The following is a 21737-nucleotide window of genomic DNA, read 5'->3' as shown; positions in this document are numbered from 1 at the left end:
CCTACCAACAGCCATACCCGGAACCACCCCGGGCATGGCGCAGTTTTCTTATGGCACAGGTGAACAGCTTGCCACAGGCAATTGATCAATCCAGCTACGAATAAGCGCTGTGCCCTCCAGATGCGCGGTATTGCGAGCGAGCTCCGGCATCTTGTGACGGTTATCGTCGGTTGTCATACGGAACAACAGGTAAGACTCTGCAGCGTTGCCTGGAATAACATCGAACGGATAACCATCTTTGCCTCCCGCCACTGGGGTTTTGCATACACCAAACTTGCCCGGAGAATCCGCATAGTCCCGGTTATACTCCAATTGCACTCCACTGCTCCCAGCAGGGCCAGCGTAATCTGTCGGCAACGTAAGATCTGCGCGATGGCAATGGGCACAGTTGATGTCGAGATAGGCCCGCGCCGCATCATCCAACTGACTCGGCGCAAGCGAAGCTACAGGCACCTGATCATTGAACACCGGCGCTTTCTCGACAGTCTGTAGATCAAATGGCAAACCGGTCAGTAACTCACCTTCAGCCATGAACTGAAGTTGGTTGTAAACGGTTCCGTCTGCATAGGCATAGTCTTTGTTCAGATAGCGCGCCTTCGGACCGATGGGCAAGAAGATCTGCTCACGGTCATCACCCGAGCCCGACAGATTGGGCACGATAGAGTGACAGGAAGAGCAGTCTCCGGCTTTCGGGACCGAATAATCAAAAGTAATCTGTTGCCCCTGATTGTTGATCGTCGTCAGGTCCGTCAGGCGCTTGCCTGCGATGGCCAGAACCGCGTCAGAGTCCGAAGACCAGTAGTACGGAAGCGCAAACCATCCATCGGAGCGGTGGATCAGCAACCGGGTTTCAATAACCAGTTCCTCTCCATCACGCACAGCGGTGTTTTCGGGCAGTGCAAAAGTTTTGGTGATAACCGTTCCTACCGGGAACTCCAGCACTTCCGAAGCGTTATAGCTGATCGTCTTGCCTTCGGGCACAAATATGAAACGGTACTTGCTGGTGTAATCGGAGAACAAGGCCGTCGATAGATCATATGGCACGCCACCACGGGCTGGTGCGGTCGTCGGATCGGTCGCATCGGCAAACAGATTGTAATCCGACAATTTGGGGCATATCTCTGTCATCAATGCATCCCAGTTGACTCCGGTCGTCGTCGCGCCACAACTGCCTTCTGCTCCCGTCGGCGAACCGGCCCCGGCATTCAGTGCTGAGCCTGCCGGCGGGGGCGTACCACCCTCAGAATCGTCTCCACCGCTACCGCTACCGCCACACGCCGTCAGAAAAAAAGACGTCGCCAGAATCGCTGCTGTCGTTATTTTTTTGTTTTTCATGGGTCATGCTCTCGTGCAGCGGTGTGTTGCCGGAAAGCTCTGCCCGGCAACACACCGCTATTGATTATTACAAGGTAGATAACAGCTCAGAAGACCTGGCTATAGCGCACACGCCGCCTCTGCCAGATCATCCCCGGTACAGCCGTAGATAGTGTTACGAAAGTTCACCTCAGCGGGCGCCAGGCGCGGCTGGACACAGTTGAGATAGGTATTGTTGACCATCCGGTCAATCAGCAGGTGAGGCTGAGGGTTACCATCGCCATCAACGAGTGTCAGATCCGCCGGATTCGTCGGATAAACCAGCCCCGTATTGACGTTCTCGTAGTCAGGCGCCGCGTTCCCGTTGATGTTGCTGTTGGCACAGATCAGATCGCCGGGGCCATACGGATCGTAGTTCACCCCATCAGCGGCAGCATCTGGCCCGACAATTCCGTTGAATGCGCCAAGGGTTCCCGTGTTGGACAAGAGTTCACCGATGCCGCCATACAGAATGGCCGGGAAAGTCTGCGCCATGCCGGAACTGTTCATGCCGGATGTATATCCACCGATAACAGGTGCCAGCAGAGCACCACGTGGGTTGGCCCCGTTGCGCGCAATCGTGTTGTTGTGCAGGTAGACGTTTTTCAGGGTCGGGCTCCAGCCATTCGCTATGGTGGCACCGTAGTTGGCTGCATAGCTGGATACGTCATCGTCGACCAGCAGATAACTGGTGATTGCGGCGGCGGTGGTCTCATTATCAGTAATCTGGTTGTTGTAGATTTCGACGTCGCTGGTGGCGAGCACCAGAACACCGGTACCCGGCGGCACCATGCCAACAACGCCGGCCCCCACATTGTCAGCATTGTTGTTATATGCCTGATTATTGAAGACCCGTACATTTCCACCATAGGCCTTATCCAGCCCGGGCAAGTCGAAAACCAGAATGCCACCGGAATTGCCAACGGCGATGTTGTTATAGACATCAGCCATGGTGGAGTTTTCGATTTCAATACCCGCCACATTCTGCTTGGCCGTATTGTTGCGAACCACAATATTTTCTGACTGCCCAACATAAATCCCTGCATCCGCAGAGCCGAAAGCGTAGTTGTTCTCCATTAATACGTTTTGGCTTTTTAGAGGATAGAGGCCATAGGCGCCGTTGTTTGCTTCCAGATCGCCTTCCCATACAGTGGCCGTATAGGTGATATGGATACCGTTAACGTTGGTTGTCTTGATCCCATTTTTAGGGGCTTCATAAACGCCCAGATCACGGACAGTAATGCCATTGCCGCCCTGGAAACGAAACGCGTCGTCGCCATTGGATGTGCTGAAATCCAGAATGGTTTCGTTAATACCGTGGCCACTAAGGGTGAGACCCCGTGCACTGTTTACAACAATGCTTTCGGTCACCACAAAGCGCCCTTTCGGCAGCACCACCAAGGCATCCTCTGAAAGATCGAACAGAGCAAGGGAGAGCGCTTCCGTAATGTCATCGCCATCAACGGCATCCGGCGCCACAAAAATGGCATCTTCAGTTATCGCAAACCCGGAAGTAGTTGATACAACAACGCTCTGACCGACCTCTCCGGCAACACCGTCTTTGCCGTCCTTACCGTCGTCGCCGTCGTCGCCACAGCCCGCCAGCAGCAATCCACTGGCTAGCGCTGAAATTGTGAATATCTTCGAGAGTTTTACTTTCTGACGCATGGTATTACCTGCTTGCTTATTGTTTGTTTTTGCAGGCGCGTTCCCGGGAAAAAGGTTCGGCGCACGCGGAAAACACTATTCCCGGGCACCAGGCAAAGCGAGAATAAACGTTAGCCAGAAATACAGAACCTCTGTGCAATTCCTTTAAGGCGTTGTGTCACAGGGCGTTCAGAGCAGACAAAAGGGGACTGACGGATTCGTGAAAAGGTATGTTTTGAAGCTTTTGATCAGGTTCTTTTGACATTATAAACCTGGCTGAGCACTTGATCGGATTCACTGTCCATCTCTCTCAAAATGCTTCGCTTGATCTCCCACGCTGGGGCATCTAGATTCGGCTTAGGGTAAAAACTCGGATTCAAGCTGATATTTACATCCATTCAGGGCAATGTTTATGGCACTCAAACTGAATATCGTAATCTGCAGTACTCGGCCCGGGCGCATCGGCCCGTCCATAGCGACCTGGTTCAGCGAGTTTGCAGCAAGCAACTCCGGTTTTGACTGCGAACTGGTAGATCTGGCCGATTTCGACCTGCCGGTATACAACGAAGCCAATCATCCACGCTCAGGCATTTACGAGCATGCGCACACCAAAAACTGGTCAGAAAGCGTAAACGCCGCCGATGCTTATGTGTTCGTGATGCCCGAGTACAACTACTGCCCGCCCCCGGCCTTTGTCAACGCTCTGAATTTCGTTTACACCGAGTGGAACTACAAGCCGTGCGGGTTTGTAAGCTATGGCGGCGCAGCTGGCGGTGTGCGTGCTGCAACGCTGGCCCGTCAACTGGTGACGACTCTGAAGATGATGCCAATGGTCGAAGGCGTCATGGTACCTATGGCGTGGAATCAGCTGGACGACAACAAGGTGTTCCATTCCAACGACCTGATAGATCCATCAGCCACGGCGATGCTGGAAGAAATGGAAAAGTGGGCTGCCGCCCTTAAAACCATGCGGTGAAAATCAGGCACGGCAAAGCGCTATGAACGACGGAGCCCAGAAGGGGCTCCGTGAAAAGAGGGTCAGAACAAGCTCGCGTTGATCCACATGTGTGTTGCGATGGAAGCTGCGTAACCAAGCATGATTACCGGAGTCCAGCGCAGGTGAGACATGATGGTGTAGTAACCACGAGCCTGGCCCATCAGGGCAACTCCGGCCGCTGAGCCAATTGACAGCATGGAGCCACCAACACCCGCAGTGAGTGTAACCAGCAACCACTGGCCGTGGGACATGTCTGGCTCCATCGAGAGTACGGCGAACATCACCGGAATGTTATCAACAATCGCTGACATAACACCTACCGCAATGTTGGCGCCGGTGGCGTTCCAGTCGTGATACAAGATCTGGGACACCTCAGACAAATAGCCTATGTAGCCAAGCCCGCCCACACACAGCACAACACCGTAGAAAAACAGCAGCGTATCCCACTCTGTACGGGCCATAGGGTTGAAAATATCGAAGGGCACGGCTTTGTCGAGCCGTTCAAGCAGGCGGGTATTCTTGTGGTTTTCAGCCCAGACCCGCTCACGGGCAACACCGCGTTTAAAGCTTAGCTGCAGGTAATAGCTCAGGAACTGCAGGTAAGCGAGGCCCATCATCATGCCCACAACCGCCGGCAGATGCAGAAAGTTGTGACCCAACACAGCGGTTGTGATGGTAAGCAGAAACAGCCCGACCGTGCGGCGGGCACCGCGCTTCATGATCACCGGATCCGATGCATCCTTCGGCGGCTCACTTGGAACGGCAAAACTCATGATGACGGCTGGCACCAGGAAATTGACCGCAGAAGGAATAAACAGCCTGAAGAACTCTGTGAACTCAACTACGCCCTTCTGCCAGACCATCAGGGTTGTGATATCGCCAAACGGAGAAAAAGCACCACCGGCATTTGCCGCTATTACGATATTGATGCAGCCGAGACCTATAAAGCGCGGGCTGTCTTCACCGACTTTCATCAGCACGGCACACATTAACAGAGCTGTGGTGAGGTTGTCGGCGATGGGCGAGATGAAGAATGCCAGTATGCCGGTAATCCAGAACAGGCTGAGATAGCTGAACCCTTTGCTCACCAGCCAGCCGCGAAGCGCATCAAAAAGCTGACGCTCTTCCATGGCGTTTATGTAGGTCATCGCCACCAGCAGGAACAGCAAGAGTTCAGAGTATTCCAGAAGGTTGTGTTTCAAAGCTTCGTTGGCGCTTTCGGTATCGCCATTCATGGCCGCCACACCAGCGACCAGGAACCAGATCAGGCCAGCCGCAAGCAGCACTGGCTTGGATTTGCGCAGATGAAGCTTTTCCTCAAGCATCACAAATGCATAGGCAATAACAAAGATAATAACCGCAAGGTAACCCACCGGATGGTGCGTCAGGTTCGCAGCACCGGACTCGGCGGCGCTGGCAAAAGCGCTGAATCCGATGCTGAAGAGAGCAGACAGGGTCAAAATCAATGTTCTGGCGATGCCATGCCGGGCAAAGCAACGCCGATGGCCCCATCGGGCGGGTAGTTTTTCGGAGCTGTGATTTTCAGTCATGATAGCTGGCTCAAAAGTTTGGGGCTGACATTATCAATCAAAATCAGCCCGGCAAACCATAGCTTCTATCAAATCGACTTGATCCAGATCGTTCGTAACCTATCAGATTTGATATTTATCGTATCACTTTACTGTTGAGCACCGGCGCGACGCTTGTCAGCTATACAGCGTTTCGATCACATCCTCATATTTCTCATAGATTTTGCTTCGACGCACTTTCATCGTAGCCGTCACCTCATCATCATCGTGATCCAGCTCTTTGCTCAACAAATGAAAACGCTTGATCTGTGCCACTTGTGGCAGGCTCTCATTACCTTTGGTCACCTCAGCCTGGATCAGATCGTTCACTTTTTCATTCTCGGTCAGACTGCGGAACGTGGTGTAAGCAATGCGTTCCTGCTCCGCCCATTTGGCAGCAGTTTCAAAATCCACCTGAATCAATGCCGAGACATACTTCCGGGCCTCACCAATAACAATGCACTCCTTGATGTAAGGGCTGGCCTTGATCGTGTTTTCAATCTCCGTGGGTGACAGGTTCTTGCCTCCGGCAGTAATCATGATGTCTTTGAGCCGGTCTACGATTCTCAGCTGCCCCTCTTGCCATTCGCCTACATCGCCAGTGTGCAGCCAGCCGTCCTTGAGGGTCGTTTCTGTTGCCTCATCATTCTTGTAATAGCCTTTGAACACCATGCCGCCTCGCATGATGATTTCGTTCATTTCCCCCAGCGCCACCTCGAGCCCTGCAAGAGCAGTTCCCACGGTTCCGAGGCAAACATTGTCCGGGCGCTGGGCGGTCGCCACACCCGTGCTTTCGGTCTGACCAAAAACCTCTACAAGAGGCACGCCCAGGGTGCGGAAAAATTTGAGAATCCCCGGCGATATAGGCGCCGCCCCGGTCAGCGCGATGCTGCAACGGCGCAGACCGATAAAATTCCGCAAAGCGCGGAATACAAGCCAGTAGTAAAGGCTGTAGGTCATCCGCTCACCAAGGCTCCACTTTGCTTTGGGCTTGGTCGCCATAGGCTCACAGGCTTTCATGGCACGATCGAAAAGCATCTGCCGAAAACGCCCGGTCTCCTGCATTTTTATGTAGATTGAGGAATGGAGCTTTTCCCAGATCCGCGGAACGCCCAGAAAGAACGTAGGTGCAATTTCGCGAAGGTCTTCCTGGATTGTGCGCAGGCTTTCGCCAAAGCTTACTGCACTGCCCACATAGACAGGCGCAATATTGGTCAGTGCCTGCTCTGCCACATGGCATAACGGCAGATAGGACAGGCTGGTGCTGTGCTGATCAACCCCCAGGAGTTCTACAAGCCCGGGCGCACCAGCATGCAGGTTGCCCCAGCTGATCATCGCACCTTTGGGTCGGCCGGTAGAGCCCGAGGTGTAAATCATCAGGGCAATATCGTCCATCTGCTGACTATCGAGCAATTCGTCAATCAGCCCGGGATGGTTTTTCTCGAATTCCTGCCCCATCTTTTCAATTTCTTCGAACGACGAGGGCGGCTCCGGATAAGAACGCAATCCTTTCGGATCAATAACGATATTGTGCTTCAGTTGCGGCAACTGCGGCCAGGCTTCCAGAACCTTGTCGGTTTGTTCCTGATCTTCGCACACCACCATTTCTGCATCGCTGTGCTCAAGCACGTAGGCCACTTCATTCCAGGGGCTCGTAGGATAAACCCCCACGCAGATACCCTTTACCAGGCCAATGCCCATCTGGGCGATAACCCATTCCACCCGGTTTTCCGAAAGAATGGCAACATGGCCGCCTTCCGAAAGACCAAGCGCTCGCAGGCCCAAACCAAAGTGGCGGGCACGCAGATAATAGTCCTGCCAGGAGTAGGCTTGCCAGATACCAAAGTCTTTCTGGCGAAGCGCCAACATGTCCGGCCGCTCTTTTGCGTGCGCCCGGAGCATTTGTACAAGTGTAAGATCACGAATCTGCGGTGTTGTCATGACAGCCACCGCTTACGGCGCTTGTAGTGTTTGATATCCCGGTAACTGCGGGCTTCGCCTTCTTTGCCACCGACACCGAGATAGAATTCCTGTACATCCTCGTTAGATGACAGCTTATCCGCAGGGCCATCAATCACGATTTTTCCGTTTTCCATGATGTAACCATAAGAAGCAATGGCCAGAGACACAGCAGCATTCTGCTCGACCAACAATATTGCAGTGCCCTGCTCCCGATTAATACGCGCAATAATCGTAAATATCTCTTCAACTAACTGCGGCGCAAGCCCCAGTGAGGGCTCATCCAGCATGATCAGTTCTGGCTGAGCAATCAGCGCCCGGCCAAGTGCCAGCATCTGTTGCTCACCGCCCGACAAGTAACCTGCAAGCTGTTTGCGACGCTCTCTGAGACGGGGAAAATAGTCGTATACCAGCTCATAGGCATCGTCCAGCGACGTTTTACGGCCACTGAGAGCGTAGGTTGCCGCGATTAGGTTTTCCTCGACAGTAAGATCCTCAAAAACCCGGCGCCCTTCCATTACATGAAACAGGCCATCGCGAACCAGTTTTTCCGGCGCCCGCCCCTTTAAGGGTTCGCCCTTGAAGCGAATCTCTCCGGCGGTCACTTCACCATCTTCAAGAGCCAGCAACCCGGACACACTTTTCAGTGTGGTGGACTTGCCAGCGCCATTGGAGCCCAGCAGCGCAACGATGGCGCCACGGGGGACACGCAGTGACAGGCCCCGAAGGACCTGCACCGCCTTGTTGTAAACCACTTCTATGTTATCGATTTCCAGCAAGGCTTCCATAGAGTGTCTCAGTCGAGGTGAATCCAGTCAGATACGGGCTCGTAGCGGCCTTCTTTCGCATTCACGCGCCAAATACGACCAACCGGGAAAGACATGTCGTGCGCAGTAACCGGAATGCCGATTATGCCGCCGGTATCCCAGTTTTTAATCGAAGCAAGGGACTCGGCCATATTCTCTGCAGTCAGCTCTTTACCCGCATCCATGGTGCGCTTGATGACTTCCGTCCAGACCATGGCGTTAAACCAGCCCTGCATATAACCGGTCGGGCGATAGCCGGCATCCGGGTCGCTCTTCTCTGCGGTGGCTCGCAGTGCGTCGAGCATCGGTCCGCCTTCAGCACTGTCATAGTAGTTGTATGGCATAACGCCCATGTAGCCATCGGCATCCTCACCCATTTTGTTGATGATGAGCTTGTCAGAAGACCAGAACGTACCCATGAACTGGGTATCCAGCCCCATCTGACGCATCTGCACCATGAACTCGTTGATGGGCGACAGCACATAGCCGTGGAATACGACGAAGTCCGGGCGCGCCCGGCGCATTTTCAAAACCTCGGCAGATACGTCCACGCTGCCGGGCTTGGTAACAATTTCCTCGACAACTTCGATGCCCATCTCGGCAGCTTTGGCCTTCCCGTTTTCAATGGGGTCCTTACCAAACTCCGTATCGCTGTATACAAAGGCAACCGTCGGCTTCTCACCGTCTTTTCCCTGGGTCGCAATGTATTCAAGAATAATTCCGAACATCTGGGTGTAGTTTGGCCCGGGAACGAACTGATTCGGGTACTGCTCATTATCTGTCAGTGCAGTCGCGAAAGAAGCTCCACTCATGAGTGTGGAGCCCCTGCTGTTCAGTTCTGACGCAATGGTTTTCATGAACCCGGTGCTGTCACCGTAATAGACCGGAACCGTGTTGCTGCCAGTAATTTTCTTGAAGGCGGCCACGGAACGGTCCACTTCATAGCCGGTGTCCTCCATTACGTACTTGACCGGGTGCCCGTTGATGCCGCCCTGGCTGTTGATCCAGGTCGTATAGTCGGTCAGGCCGGCATGGAGGTGTACGCCGGCAAAGGCGAACACACCAGACAGCGGGATAGAGCCACCGAATACAATGGGCTCCTTATCCTGCGCCACCGCGGGTGCCGCGGCCACCAGAGCAGCGGCAATACTGCCGATACCTGCGAGCTTGCGGCCTTTGCTGAGGATGCTTTTGAACATGTTTATTCTCCTTGCGGCTTCTTGTTGTTAAATCCACTAGTTCTTGAAGGGCCATAAACTGAAAAAGCGCCGTATGCGGTGCCAGATCTCCGCCAGCCCATGCGGTTCAAAAATAAGGAAACCGACGATCAAGGCACCGAAGATGATCTCAAGCATCGGCGACATGAATATCGGAGCGTTCGGATAAAACGGAGTCAGCGCTGCGGTAAGGAGCTTTAGCGCCTCCGGAATCAGCGTCATGAACGCTGCTCCGAGGATGCCGCCCAGCAGGTTGCCCATGCCGCCCACAATAACCGCGGCCAGATAGAAAATGGACATGGACAGCGGAAAGCTTTCGGGAGTGACAACCCGGAAAAAATAAGCAAACAGGCCACCGGCAACCCCCGCATAAAACGAACTGAGAGCAAAGGACATGAGCTTGTAATGCAGTAGATTAATGCCAAGAATTTCGGCCGAAATATCTCTGTCCCGGATGGCGATAAACGCCCGACCGATACGGGTACGGAACACATTTTTGGCGGCAAGCACCATCAGTACGGCCAGTGGCACAATGATGAAGTACATCCCGAAATCACTCTGAAACGTCAGTCCGAACAGGTGCGCTGGCTCAAGGCTCAAGCCTCCCATACCCCCGGTCACAGACTCCCACTCGGCAAAAATAAAGTGCAGGAATACACTGGCAGCCAAAGTAGCAATCGCCAGATACAGACCTTTTACCCTGAGGGATGGAAGCCCGACAAGAATACCGACCGCCGCCGCAAGCAGCCCGGCTAATAACAGCGTGACCGGAAAGGGTAACCCCGTGTTCGCGGATAACCAGGCCACTGTGTAACCACCCACCCCCATGAATCCGGCCTGCCCGAGAGAGATCAGCCCGGTAAAACCGGTGAGAATATTCAGCCCCGTGGTGCTGATAACCGCAATGCCAACCAGGCACCCCAGATACAGCAGGTAAGCGTCGGCCACAAACGGGAACAACAGCAGAGCAAAGAGGAAAAGTGCAAACCAGATTTTCTGTGTGCTACTGGTCAGGATGGCCTCGTCGGCCTCATAGCTTTGTTTGGCGTCACCGATGCGCATCTTAAACTCGCTCTATTTCGTGGGTGCCAAAAAGGCCATAAGGGCGGAAAACCAGAATGACGGCCAATACCGCGAATGTAGCCGGCATTCGGTACTCTCCGCCCAGATACGCGCCCGCCACCGTTTCCAGCCAGCCGATAAAGACACCGGCAATCAATGCACCGACAATACTGTCGAGCCCGCCGACAATAACCACCACCAGCACACTGAGGCCGATAGCGCCGAACTGCGGGCTCAGGCCACCGGTTGCTGCCACCAGGACACCCGCAAGCGACGCCGCGAGCGAGCCAAACACCCAGGCCAGGTTGAACACCCGGCGTACATTAATGCCCATGGAATAAGCGGCCGCCTGATCGGAGGCGGTAGCCCGCAACGCCACGCCACCGCGGGAAAAGCGGAAATACAACAGATAAACAATGAGCAGAGCGGCGCCAATGAGGAAGCCGTAAGCAATCTTGGGCGCCAGGTACATCTCCCCGATAAACACAGGTTTTCGAGGTAAAAAACTTGGCAAAAGCTGCGGATCTGCACCCCAGATCATCTCCACCACCCCCACCAGAATACTGGCAATACCGATAGTCACCATGACCACGGAGATGGATGACTCTCCCAGCATCGGGCGAATCATTATCTTTTCAATCACACCACCCAGCAGGCTCCCGCCAAGCACTGCCAGCGGCAGAGCTACCCAGGGGGACATTTCCATACCGCCGGCAAAGGCAAGAAACAGGTACGCCGCGAACATCATGATTTCGCCGATGGCGAAGTTAATAACCCGGGTGGCTTTGTAGATGATCACAAATCCCAACCCGATCAGAGCATAGAGGCCGCCCATGGCCAGGCCTGCCAGACTGATTTCCCCGAAAAATAACCAGTCCATTCAAGCCACCTCCTGTTCTGGATTCAGCTTCTTGCGCAGACTGTCCATATCACTGGTCCCCAGATACGCTTCGATGACCTGCGGATTTTTCTGTACCTCCTCTGGGAGACCTTCCGTTATAACCTGGCCAAAGTTGAGTACTGCAATATGATCGGAAATATCCATGACCATGCCCATATCGTGCTCAACCATTAGCACGGTCACGCCCCATTCTTCGCGAATGTCGAGAATAAACCTCGCCATATCCTCCTTTTCTTCCCGGTTCATTCCGGCAACAGGCTCATCCAGCATGAGCACTTTGGGCCGCATGGCCAGCGCACGAGCCAACTCCACACGTTTCTGTAGCCCGTAGGACAAGCTGGCTACCGGTTGGCGGCGGATATGGTCAATCTCAAGAAAATCAATAATGTGCTGTTCCACATGGCTGCGCACTGCCATTTCCTCACGGCGAGCCGCACCGAAATACGCCAGCGACCCCAGCAGACCGCTTTTCATGTGCACGTGCGCACCAAGCTTGATGTTGTCGAGCACGGTCATACCCCGGAACAGGGCAATATTCTGGAAGGTGCGCGCGAGCCCCATGGCAGCGCGGACGGGTGGTTTTACCCCTGCAAGCACCTCGCCCTGGTAGCGGATGGTGCCCTGCTGGGGCTTGTAAAACCCCGAAATACAATTGAACAGCGACGTTTTACCCGCACCATTCGGGCCGATCACCGTAGTAACCGTATTTTCAGGTACGCGAAAACTCACATCCTGCAGGGCTTTAACACCACCGAACGAAAGCGAGAGATTATTAATTTCGAGGATACTGGACATTATTCCCCGCACATGAGCGATTATGTTTATTGTTGTTTACGTCAACGTCAGGTTATCTTCCTGAGCAAGAATAAAGTAGCCTACTTTCATCATAAAAACCAAGACAGTCTGCGCTATGAATATTCAAACAGGCTGCACGAAGGAATCCACGACCATGACAGTCAGCCCGCTAATCTCTGCGTTTGATGCCCAAACCGGTGTGGCAACCCTTACGTTTAACCGCCCCGAGGTACTCAATGCGATCAGCATACCCATGGCGGAAGCGTTCTTGGCCGCTGCACAGACACTGAGTAGACAGCCGGGGTTACGCTGCGTTGTGCTGACAGGGTCCGGAAGAGCATTTATGGCCGGTGGCGACGTTGCCAGCATGGCGGGCACACCGGAACAGATCAGAGACTTTATCAACGGGTTGCTGGTGCCCCTCAACGAAGCGATTCTTCTGTTGCGGAGCATCGATGCTCCGATGGTTGCCGCAGTACGGGGCCCGGCAGCCGGCGCCGGGCTGAGCCTGGCGCTGATGGCAGACATCATTGTGGCGGATGAGCGGGCAAAATTTCTTATCGCCTACAATGGAATAGGCGCCGTGCCCGACTGCGGCTGCACCTGGTTCCTGCCGCACAAGGCAGGCGCTACCCGGGCCGCTGAAATGATGATGCTTGGCCGACAACTCACCGCTGAAGAGGCGCAAAGCTGGGGCTTGATAACCCATGTCGCGCCCTCAGATTCCTATGAAGAAGCCCTGGCAGGCACAATCAAGCAGGTTGCCAGCGGCCCGACCAAAGCTTTTGGTGCCTTTCGCCAACTCGTTGATCAGGCCGGTGGTCGATCCCTGGCCGAACAACTTGAGGCTGAGAGGCAAGCCTTTCTCAAGATTGCGCACACAGGCGATTTCGACGAAGGTGTATCGGCGTTTCTCGCCAAGCGACCCGCCGCTTTTTCCGGCGAGTAGAATCACTTTCCCGGGGTGTTAGCAAAGCGGTTGCACACAACACCATTCCACTCAATGCGAGGCATCATGAATCCGGTCATCGAACTACTGCAATCCCACCGCTCAATTCGCAAATTCACAGAGCGGAAGATCCCCCGCGAGCTGTTCGCAGAGCTTATTCGTGCCGGCCAGAGTGCCGCTACCTCCAGCCACGTCCAGGCTTACTCCGTGATTCACGTGGTAAACCCGGATAACAGGCAGAAGATCGCAGCCCTGGCGGGTGGCCAGACCTACGTTGCCGAGAGCTCGGATTTCCTGGTGTTCTGTGCCGACATGAAGCGATCCACAGAAGCGGCTGAAAGGGCGGGGGCCGAAGTGGTCCGCGGTATGACAGAGCAATTACTGATTGCCAGTGTCGACACAGCACTGATGGCTCAGAACGTTGCCATTGCTGCAGAGTCTGAAGGACTGGGAATTTGCTACATAGGCGGGATAAGGAACAACCCTGCCGAAATCAGTGACATTCTCCGCCTGCCTGAGCATGTGTACCCGGTGTTCGGGATGTGCCTCGGATATCCTGACCAGAACCCGGAGGTGAAACCCCGGTTGCCGGTAGAGACCATCCTCAAGGAAGATTATTATCAGGACGAAAAGGATGAGGGACAGGTTGCGCACTTCGACGAGACCATGAGGAAGTATTACCTGGAGCGCACCGGCGGCAACAAGGAGACGAACTGGTCAGAGCAACTCAAGCCCCTGTTCACCACCAAACTTCGGCCGCACATGAAAGACTTCCTGCAGGGAAAAGGCTTTAAAATGCAATGAATACCCGGAGCCCCATGAGCAACTTTCCTCCCTACTCACTGCTGGAACTCGCATCGGTTCGCGAAGGTGATTCCGTGGGGGCGACGCTGGCAAATAGCGTGGCCTATGCCCAACATGCTGAACATCTCGGCTTCAAGCGTTTCTGGCTGGCAGAGCACCATAATATGGAAGGCATCAGTAGCTCTGCCACGTCGGTACTGATCGGTCACATAGCCGGTAAAACCCGATACATCCGGGTTGGCTCCGGGGGCGTGATGCTGCCTAACCACCCGCCCTTGGTTATCGCCGAGCAGTTCGGCACACTGGAAAGCCTCTACCCGGGCCGGATTGACCTGGGCCTGGGCCGGGCGCCGGGCACCGACCCGATAACGGCCCGAGCTCTGCGCCGGGATGGCCTGGGTGCTGAACAGTTCCCCGAAGACGTAGCAAAGCTTCAGGCCCTTCTCGGACCTCTGCAGCCCGGACAGGCGGTAAAGGCCATTCCCGGTGCCGGCACCCACGTGCCCATCTGGCTCCTCGGCTCCAGCATCTACAGTGCCCAGCTCGCGGCCATGCGCGGGTTACCCTACGCCTTTGCCGGTCACTTTGCTCCGCGCCTGTATCGCGAGGCCCTGAAAGTCTATCGGGACAACTTCCGGCCCTCAGAGCAACTGAAGCAGCCTTACGCCATCCTGGCAGTTCCCGCTGTGCCTGCAGATTCCATGGATGAGGCAAAGCACCTGGCAACTACCAGTTACCAGCGCATACTGGCATTGTTCCGAGGGCAACCGCTCTGGATGAAAGCACCGGTGGCCTCCATGGACGGGCTCTGGAATGCCGGTGAGCAAGCTGCAGTGAAGGACTTCCTCGCGTTACAACTACTCGGCGATTCCGAAACGATCAGAACCCAGATCAATGAGTTACTGGCCAGTGTTACGGTGGACGAGCTTATGTTCACAGTGGATATTCATGACCCGGAAAAACGTCGTCATGCACTGGATATACTCAAGGAAACCCGCTCTTAGGTCAGAGCACCGCAGTTCAAACCAGAACTGGACAAAACGATACCGGCTGCCCACCATCAAACCAGAACGACACTCCCGTTTTGGAAAGATTGCTCAATGACCAGACAAACCACCAAACACGTTTTTCTCTCCCACGGACTTGAGAGCGGCCCTGGAGGCACCAAAATCCAGGCAATGAAAACCCTGGCGGAGACCCTGGATAACGTTCAGGCGCATGCCATTGACCACCGCAGCACCAAAGACCCGGCCGTTCGCCTTGCCCAAATGCAGGAGGCCATTGCCAACAGCGGCGCCACCCCGGAAAACACTATCCTGGCGGGCTCCAGCATGGGAGGCTGGGTATGTGCCCAGGCCAGCGAACAGACACAGGTTCTGGGGTGCTTCCTGCTGGCGCCGGCGCTCGCGCTTCCCGACTACCCCCAATCCAGCCCACGCATTCAAGCCAGGCATACTCAAATCATTCACGGATGGCATGACGACGTAGTGCCAGTCATGCCTGTTATCAAGCTCGCCCGGCAACAGGCGCTTTCAATCTTGCTCCTTTCCGATGGCCACCGGCTCGAGAACAGCCTTGACCGGGTCGTTGAAGAGTTTCGGCAATTTCTATTCAGAGCAGGCTTGACGCAAACGGGAACTCGTCAAAAATAATCCAAAAGGGCCAATTTCTTGCGAAAGTCGCCGACTTTTGCCAGTCTTTAATAATGTAACAATAGATAACTGTAAAAAAACGAACGGAGAAAACCCGATGAGCAGCATGAGTAAATTCAAGAAACTGGCCGGACTTTCAGCGTTCGCATTCGCGGCAATGACCGCAGCAAACTCCGTGAATGCGGCCAATTGGCGTTACGCACACGAAGAATATGAAGGCGACGTACAGGATGTATACGCATACAAATTCAAGGAATACATCGAAGACAATTCCGATCACACCCTGCAGGTATATCGTTTTGGTGAACTCGGTGAGTCCGATGACATCATGGAGCAGACCCAGGCTGGCATTCTGAACTTTGTAAACCAGTCGCCTGGCTTTACCGGCTCCCTGATCCCCGAAGCACAGATCTTCTTCATTCCTTACCTGATGCCCACCGACATGAACACGGTCATCGAGTTCTTCCGTCAAAGTGACGCGATCAACAAGGACTTCCCGAAGCTCTATGCCGAAAAAGGGCTGGAACTGCTTCAGATGTACCCGGAAGGCGAAATGGTCGTCACGGTGGATGAACCTGTTACCACGCCCGAGGAATTCAATAACAAGAAGATCCGGGTCATGACCAACCCGCTTCTGTCAGAAACCTACTCGGCCTTTGGCGCAACTCCGACGCCACTGCCCTGGGGTGAAGTTTACGGTGCTCTGCAGACCAACATGATTCAGGGCCAGGAAAACCCGATCTTCTGGATCGAGTCTGGTGGACTGTATGAAGTGTCTCCTAACCTGGTCTTCACCAGCCACGGTTGGTTTACTACCGCAGCAATGGCCAACAAGAATTTCTACGACGGCCTGTCCGATGACGACAAGAAACTCATTCAGGACGCAGCAGACTTTGCCTTTGAGGAAATCATTGTTCACATCGACGGTCTGGCGGATGAAGCTCTGGCGAAAATCCAGGAAGCCAGCGACAAGGTTACCGTCACGCGTTTGAACGACGAGCAGATCGCAGCCTTCAAGGAACGAGCTCCGCAGGTTGAGCAGAAGTTCATTGAAATGGCTGGTCAGGGCGGTGAAGATCTTCTGAACCAGTTCAAGAAAGATCTGGAAGCAGTACAGAACGACTAATCCTGAGTCGTTCATGTCCGCCGGCACCCACGCCGGCGGACATTTGTTTTATTGAACTAACCACGCCCCGCCAAAAGCCAATGACCGGCTGGGAGCGACATGATCTGGAGCAGACCCCATGTCCGAGAACCCCCCGGAGATAGAAGACGATACCGGCCCTTTTGAGTCCGGACTGCCCGGATTTTTGGGAACCATAGACACATGGATCGCCAATACTGAGGCCGTCATACTGGCAGCAGGCGTGATCCTTATGGCCATCAACACCTGCGTAAATGTTATTGCCCGGTTTGTATTTGGAGAAGGTCTGTTCTTTTCCGGCGAAATCAACCGCATCCTCATCATTCTGGTGACCTTTGCCGGCATCGGTTATGCAGCACGCTACGGGCGCCATATCCGGATGTCCGCCGTTTATGATGCCCTCCCGACCAAAGGCCGGAAAGCATTGATGATATTCATCGCCCTGTTCACATCCGTGGTGATGTTCTTCCTTTGCTACCACTCGTACGGATACATCGAAACTCTCTATAGCCGTGGCCGCATTTTGCCGGCATTGGGTTTTGAAATCTGGTGGATCTACATATGGGCACCCGTTGGCTTCGCGGTGACCGGTATCCAGTATTTCCTCACCGCCATCAAGAACTTCACCAGTGAGGATGTCTACCTCTCCACCGGTGTGATTGACGGTTACGCTGACACAGAATCGGAAGTCTGATCCGGTTTCGCACCGGACTCGATAACAAAGGGCACACCTATGGCGACAATTCTAATGATCATCATGATCGGGCTGCTGCTCCTCGGCTTCCCGATGATGATTCCACTGACGACCGCCGCCGTCGTTGGTTTTGTAATGATGTTCGACGGCTTCGGCCAGATGGGCACGTTCATTCAGCAAATGATGGGGGGCATAAGGCCCGCGTCTCTGATTGCAGTACCCATGTTCATTCTTGCCGCCGACATCATGACCCGTGGCCAGTCAGCAGACCGGCTTATCAACATGGTCATGGCCTTTATTGGCCATATTAAAGGCGGGCTGGCAATCAGTACTGCTACATCCTGTACGCTATTTGGTGCCGTTTCCGGCTCGACCCAGGCTACGGTTGTTGCTGTGGGCTCTCCCCTGCGCCCCAAAATGCTCAAGGCGGGTTATTCCGACTCGTTTACTCTGGCCTTGATTATCAACGCCAGTGACATTGCCTTCCTGATCCCCCCCAGCATCGGCATGATTATCTACGGGGTTATCTCTCAGACCTCCATTGCCGAGCTGTTCATCGCGGGTGTGGGCCCGGGTATCCTGATCCTCTTCATGTTCTCGCTCTATTGCCTGTTTTACGCATACAAAAACAAGGTTCCAACAGAACCCAAGGCCACCTGGAGCCAGCGCGCTGTGTCCGTGCGTGATGCCCTCTGGCCACTGTTCTTCCCGGTCATTATTGTTGGCGGTATCTACGGCGGCATTTTTAGCCCGACAGAGGCGGCAGCGGTCTGCGTACTCTATGCGTTCCTGCTCGAATTCGTTATCTTCCGCTCTTTGAAGCTTGGTGAAGTCTACAAAATTGCCAAGTCCACTGGTTTGATCACAGCCGTTGTCTTTATTCTGGTAGCCGTGGGCAATGGCTTCTCCTGGATTATTTCATTCGCCCAGATCCCTCAGGCAATTCTGGAATCCGTTGGCGTCAACGAGGCCGGGCCGGTAGGCGTGCTTATCGCCATCTGTGTCTCGTTCTTCATTGCCTGTATGTTTGTCGACCCCATTGTTGTCATTCTGGTACTGACGCCTATCTTTGCTCCCGCCATTCAGGCCACAGGCCTGGATCCGGTACTTGTTGGTGTACTCATCACCTTGCAAGTCGCAATCGGCTCAGCCACGCCGCCATTTGGTTGCGATATTTTCACAGCCATTGCGATTTTCAAGCGGCCGTATCTGGAAGTTATTCGGGGTACACCTCCGTTTATTTTCATGCTGATCACAGCGGCTGGACTGATCATTGCATTTCCGGACATCGCTCTGTTCCTGCGTGATCTCGCCTTTGCAGACGGATAGCAACCGGACCTGAATTCTTAAGGAGAAAACCATGTTCAAACGGATACTGGTGGCGGTGGATGGTTCCAAAACCTCTCTCAAGGCTCTTGATAAGGCCATCGAGTTGCAAAAGCTGATCCCTGCGGCAGAAATATTTATTATCTGTGTCTACAAACACCACAGCCTGTTTGAAGCATCGCTATCCATTGGCCGGCCTGCCGACATGGACATTCCGGATAAGGTGCTTTCGGAGTACGCCAAAGAGGTAGTCAATCACGCCAAAGATATGGCGAAGGACCATGGAGCGACCAAGATTCGCGGCTTTGTGAAAGCCGGACGCCCCTCGAAGGTTATTATAAAATTTGCCCAGGATAAGGAAGCGGATCTGATCGTGGTGGGCACCCGAGGCACCCACAGCGACAAAGACGGGATGATACTTGGCAGCGTGTCCCACCGGGTCGCCTCGCACGCTAAATGCCCCGTCCTGGTTGTCTAGGAGTCTGGAGACACCTCAACGTTATCACGACCGCTGGTTTTAGCCCGGTACAGCATGTCATCTGCAAGCTTCAACAACTGCTCCGGCTGGCTTGTGCTGGCCGGCCAGTTGGCCACTCCGACGGATATGGTCAGATGTCCGAGATTGTTGCCCTCGAACATCACTGTTTCGTTCCGCGCTGCAGCTCGCAGTTCTTCAGCCCGCTCTCTGGCGCCTATGATGTCGGAGGCGGGCAAAACTACCACAAACTCCTCCCCTCCATAACGACACACGATATCGCTTCCCCGGAACCGGGATTTCAGTATCGACGCAAATACCTGCAAAGCCGCATCTCCCGCCTCGTGCCCGTGGTTATCGTTAAAGCGTTTGAAGTGATCAATATCCAGCAGCAACAGCGAAAGTGGTGAATTATTGCGTAAAGCAACAGCTGTTTCATGTGCAATGAGCTGATCAAAGTAGCGGCGATTTTTCAGGCCAGTGAGCGCGTCTTCATAGGAAAATCGCAACAGATCTTCCCGGAGCGAAATACCTGAGAGCGTAACTCCGATGCGTTCTGCAACCAGGCTAATGGAGGACATAAGCCGCGCTGCACCGTATTCCGTGTACCCTGAGTTGCTGATGCTATCGCCATCAAACAACAATATGCCTTCAAGCCTCGAGCCGTGGCTTGCGAATTCAACGTTAACAGGAAAGCACACCCGTCCCTGCCAGCTCCTGGCGGCAGCTTCATCATCCTCTAGCGCACCGGCCGCAAGGCGCAACGGAACGGGCAACTGGTCGAGAGTAACAACAACCGGCAATAACTCCGGATTGGGATCCTTACTGTCATAACCCCATGAGCCAAGGCGTTGGTAGCTGCCATCGTTCAGACGCCGATAAAACATGCCTTTAAGCGGACGGGAAAGCCTCGGCATAGCTTCGACCAGCAGCTGAAACGCCTGGTTGACACTGGCACACGCTTGCAACTCGGTAATCACATCTGAAAATATCTGACGCTTCTCGTTCTCAAATGCCAGTATGCTCGTTCTCGCCTGCTCTCGTTGTAAAAGGGTTTCCGCCTTTTTCGTACGCTCGGCCACCTGCTGCTCCAGAGTCACAGTCAGGTCTTGCAAGGCCTTCTGGGTGGCAACAAAGTGCCGTAGCGAAATAATGACCACCGCCAGGGCAAAGAAAAGCAAACCGAGGCTGACCGGAACATCACTCCAGGGCACAACACCATGAGCCACCGCCATATCGGCGATAAGAAGAACACCAAATATTCCGAACGCCAACACAAGGGCCTGCTGTTCGACGGACAGGGACCGCAAGCGCGGCACTGTCAACGCTCCCATTGCTGACAACGAAAACAGGAGCAGGACATCAAAAACCGGAAAGGTGGACGAGAGCGACACGACTCCTGTTAACGCCAGGCCCAAAGCACCCACCACGTATCCCAGATGCAAGCGCCAGATCAAGCTAATCGCCCGCCGCGACCTGTGATCACTTAACCACTCATCCAACATAAGCCCCATGGCCACAGGAAGCAGGTAGTAGCTTCCTGCTGCAAGGTAATTCCACAACAGGGCAGAAGGAACAATCAGCTGGCTGGCCTGGCTCTCTGCCACCACCATAACGGATGAGGCCAGGGCAAACAGCGCGATACTGAAAAAGGTCTTTCTTCCGCCCTGAAGCAGAGAGAAGACCAGAGCCAGCAATGCCACCAATAGAGAAAACCCGGCGATCAACAAGGCTTCAAGTGAGTTTTCAAGAATATAGAGAATGAGTTCGGAGTGATCGATGATGCCGATTTCACCCCAAAAACCTATGTCCGTATAATCGGAAAACACGCGGAAATAGAGCGTTTTATTCTCGTAGTGTTCAGGCAACGCGATCTCGTGCCATGGCCAGCCTTCAAACTTGCCCCGTCCATCCTGATCGAAGGTTCCGTACTGATAGATCTTTTCTCCGTCCAACCAGGCCTGGAGAATCAGGTCAGCACTCAAGATATACAAAACCGGCACCTGCCAGTCGCCCGCCGGCAGTGTTACCCGAAACCACACCTGTTCCTGGCCATTGCGCCCAGGAGGATTGCTTGGAAAATCAGTGGCATGCCATTGTCCTGGATCTTGCGCAGCCGACCAGTCGGGCACGCCTTCCGCGGTGAAGGGTAAATCGCCCCAACGGTATTCCCAGCCTTCAGTCACTGGCTGTGGTGCAGCAGTAGCGGTAACAGAAAAGAGCCCGTAAAAGGCGCAAAAGACGATTATCTGGATTTTCAGAAAGTGCCGGCACATGGGCGCAGAAATCCTGCCTGAAAGGGCGTTACAGGGCAGTATAGAACACCATCGTCATTCCCGGTATCAGGCAGGCTGCAGGGCCAGGGATAGGCCCTGCAGATTCAATGCT

19 protein-coding genes are annotated in these 21737 nt (G+C 54.2%); 9 read left to right on the top strand and 10 right to left on the bottom strand.

Annotation, left to right across the window (positions count from 1 at the left end; genetic code table 11):
• Positions 1–48: 48 nt before the first annotated feature.
• Both Q4501_RS14405 and Q4501_RS14400 read right to left on the bottom strand, forming a co-directional pair.
• Positions 49–1335, bottom strand: a complete 1287-nt coding sequence (locus Q4501_RS14405) for an SO2930 family diheme c-type cytochrome (RefSeq protein ID WP_303596960.1) — start codon at positions 1333–1335, stop codon at positions 49–51.
• Between the two features lie 99 nt (positions 1336–1434).
• Complete coding sequence (locus Q4501_RS14400) at positions 1435–3021, bottom strand: parallel beta-helix domain-containing protein (protein ID WP_303596959.1); 1587 nt, start codon at positions 3019–3021, stop codon at positions 1435–1437.
• Positions 3022–3412: 391 nt separating this feature from the next.
• On the opposite strand from Q4501_RS14400, the gene Q4501_RS14395 reads away from it, so the two are divergent.
• Positions 3413–3976 carry an NADPH-dependent FMN reductase gene (locus Q4501_RS14395; protein WP_303596958.1) on the top strand — a complete coding sequence of 188 codons (564 nt, stop codon included), beginning with the start codon at positions 3413–3415 and terminating at the stop codon, positions 3974–3976.
• A 62-nt stretch (positions 3977–4038) separates the two neighbouring features.
• On the opposite strand, the gene nhaD is transcribed toward Q4501_RS14395, so the two are convergent.
• The 7 genes from nhaD to Q4501_RS14360 all read right to left on the bottom strand — a co-directional run bounded on the left by nhaD (position 4039) and on the right by Q4501_RS14360 (position 12305).
• Positions 4039–5547, bottom strand: a complete 1509-nt coding sequence (gene nhaD / locus Q4501_RS14390) for a sodium:proton antiporter NhaD (protein ID WP_303596957.1) — start codon at positions 5545–5547, stop codon at positions 4039–4041.
• A gap of 156 nt (positions 5548–5703) precedes the next feature.
• A complete protein-coding gene (locus tag Q4501_RS14385; RefSeq protein ID WP_303596956.1) occupies positions 5704–7506 on the bottom strand; it encodes a long-chain fatty acid--CoA ligase in 1803 nt (600 codons plus the stop codon).
• Complete coding sequence (locus Q4501_RS14380) at positions 7503–8312, bottom strand: ABC transporter ATP-binding protein (RefSeq protein ID WP_303596955.1); 810 nt, start codon at positions 8310–8312, stop codon at positions 7503–7505. The genes Q4501_RS14385 and Q4501_RS14380 overlap by 4 nt, the downstream gene beginning before the upstream one ends.
• Positions 8313–8320: 8 nt before the next feature.
• On the bottom strand, positions 8321–9529 hold the full coding sequence (locus Q4501_RS14375; RefSeq protein ID WP_303596954.1) for an ABC transporter substrate-binding protein: 1209 nt from the start codon (positions 9527–9529) through the stop codon (positions 8321–8323).
• Positions 9530–9565: 36 nt separating this feature from the next.
• Complete coding sequence (locus Q4501_RS14370) at positions 9566–10609, bottom strand: branched-chain amino acid ABC transporter permease (protein WP_303596953.1); 1044 nt, start codon at positions 10607–10609, stop codon at positions 9566–9568.
• 1 nt (position 10610) lies between these two features.
• Entirely contained in the window at positions 10611–11489 is an 879-nt protein-coding gene (locus tag Q4501_RS14365) for a branched-chain amino acid ABC transporter permease (RefSeq protein ID WP_216006526.1), read from the bottom strand.
• Positions 11490–12305 (bottom strand): ABC transporter ATP-binding protein, encoded by an 816-nt coding sequence (locus Q4501_RS14360; protein WP_303596952.1) that lies wholly within the window; start codon positions 12303–12305, stop codon positions 11490–11492. It lies immediately after the preceding gene.
• Positions 12306–12420: 115 nt separating this feature from the next.
• On the opposite strand from Q4501_RS14360, the gene Q4501_RS14355 reads away from it, so the two are divergent.
• The 8 genes from Q4501_RS14355 (at position 12421) to Q4501_RS14320 (ending at position 19352) form a co-directional block, all read left to right on the top strand.
• The gene (locus Q4501_RS14355) at positions 12421–13254 is read left to right on the top strand and encodes an enoyl-CoA hydratase/isomerase family protein (RefSeq protein ID WP_303596951.1); all 834 of its coding nucleotides are present in this window, start codon (positions 12421–12423) and stop codon (positions 13252–13254) included.
• Between the two features lie 66 nt (positions 13255–13320).
• Entirely contained in the window at positions 13321–14058 is a 738-nt protein-coding gene (gene nfsA, locus Q4501_RS14350) for an oxygen-insensitive NADPH nitroreductase (RefSeq protein WP_303596950.1), read from the top strand.
• Positions 14059–14072: 14 nt separating this feature from the next.
• Positions 14073–15062 (top strand): LLM class flavin-dependent oxidoreductase, encoded by a 990-nt coding sequence (locus tag Q4501_RS14345; protein ID WP_303596949.1) that lies wholly within the window; start codon positions 14073–14075, stop codon positions 15060–15062.
• A gap of 96 nt (positions 15063–15158) precedes the next feature.
• Complete coding sequence (locus Q4501_RS14340; RefSeq protein ID WP_303596948.1) at positions 15159–15710, top strand: YqiA/YcfP family alpha/beta fold hydrolase; 552 nt, start codon at positions 15159–15161, stop codon at positions 15708–15710.
• A gap of 97 nt (positions 15711–15807) precedes the next feature.
• Positions 15808–16836 (top strand): TRAP transporter substrate-binding protein DctP, encoded by a 1029-nt coding sequence (gene dctP, locus Q4501_RS14335; RefSeq protein ID WP_303596947.1) that lies wholly within the window; start codon positions 15808–15810, stop codon positions 16834–16836.
• 118 nt (positions 16837–16954) lie between these two features.
• The gene (locus Q4501_RS14330) at positions 16955–17548 is read left to right on the top strand and encodes a TRAP transporter small permease (RefSeq protein ID WP_303596946.1); all 594 of its coding nucleotides are present in this window, start codon (positions 16955–16957) and stop codon (positions 17546–17548) included.
• A 39-nt stretch (positions 17549–17587) separates the two neighbouring features.
• A complete protein-coding gene (locus Q4501_RS14325) occupies positions 17588–18877 on the top strand; it encodes a TRAP transporter large permease (protein WP_303596945.1) in 1290 nt (429 codons plus the stop codon).
• 31 nt (positions 18878–18908) lie between these two features.
• Positions 18909–19352, top strand: a complete 444-nt coding sequence (locus Q4501_RS14320; protein WP_303596944.1) for a universal stress protein — start codon at positions 18909–18911, stop codon at positions 19350–19352.
• On the opposite strand, the gene Q4501_RS14315 is transcribed toward Q4501_RS14320, so the two are convergent.
• Positions 19349–21625 (bottom strand): diguanylate cyclase, encoded by a 2277-nt coding sequence (locus Q4501_RS14315; RefSeq protein ID WP_303596943.1) that lies wholly within the window; start codon positions 21623–21625, stop codon positions 19349–19351. The two genes, Q4501_RS14320 and Q4501_RS14315, sit on opposite strands and share 4 nt — an antisense overlap.
• Positions 21626–21737 lie beyond the last annotated feature (112 nt).

It is taken from the genome of Marinobacter sp. 2_MG-2023 (assembly GCF_030546935.1).
In the GTDB taxonomy this organism is placed as follows: Bacteria; Pseudomonadota; Gammaproteobacteria; order Pseudomonadales; family Oleiphilaceae; genus Marinobacter.
The sequence above is the reverse complement of the archived record's forward strand: the minus strand, read 5'-3'. Positions and strand labels throughout refer to the sequence as shown.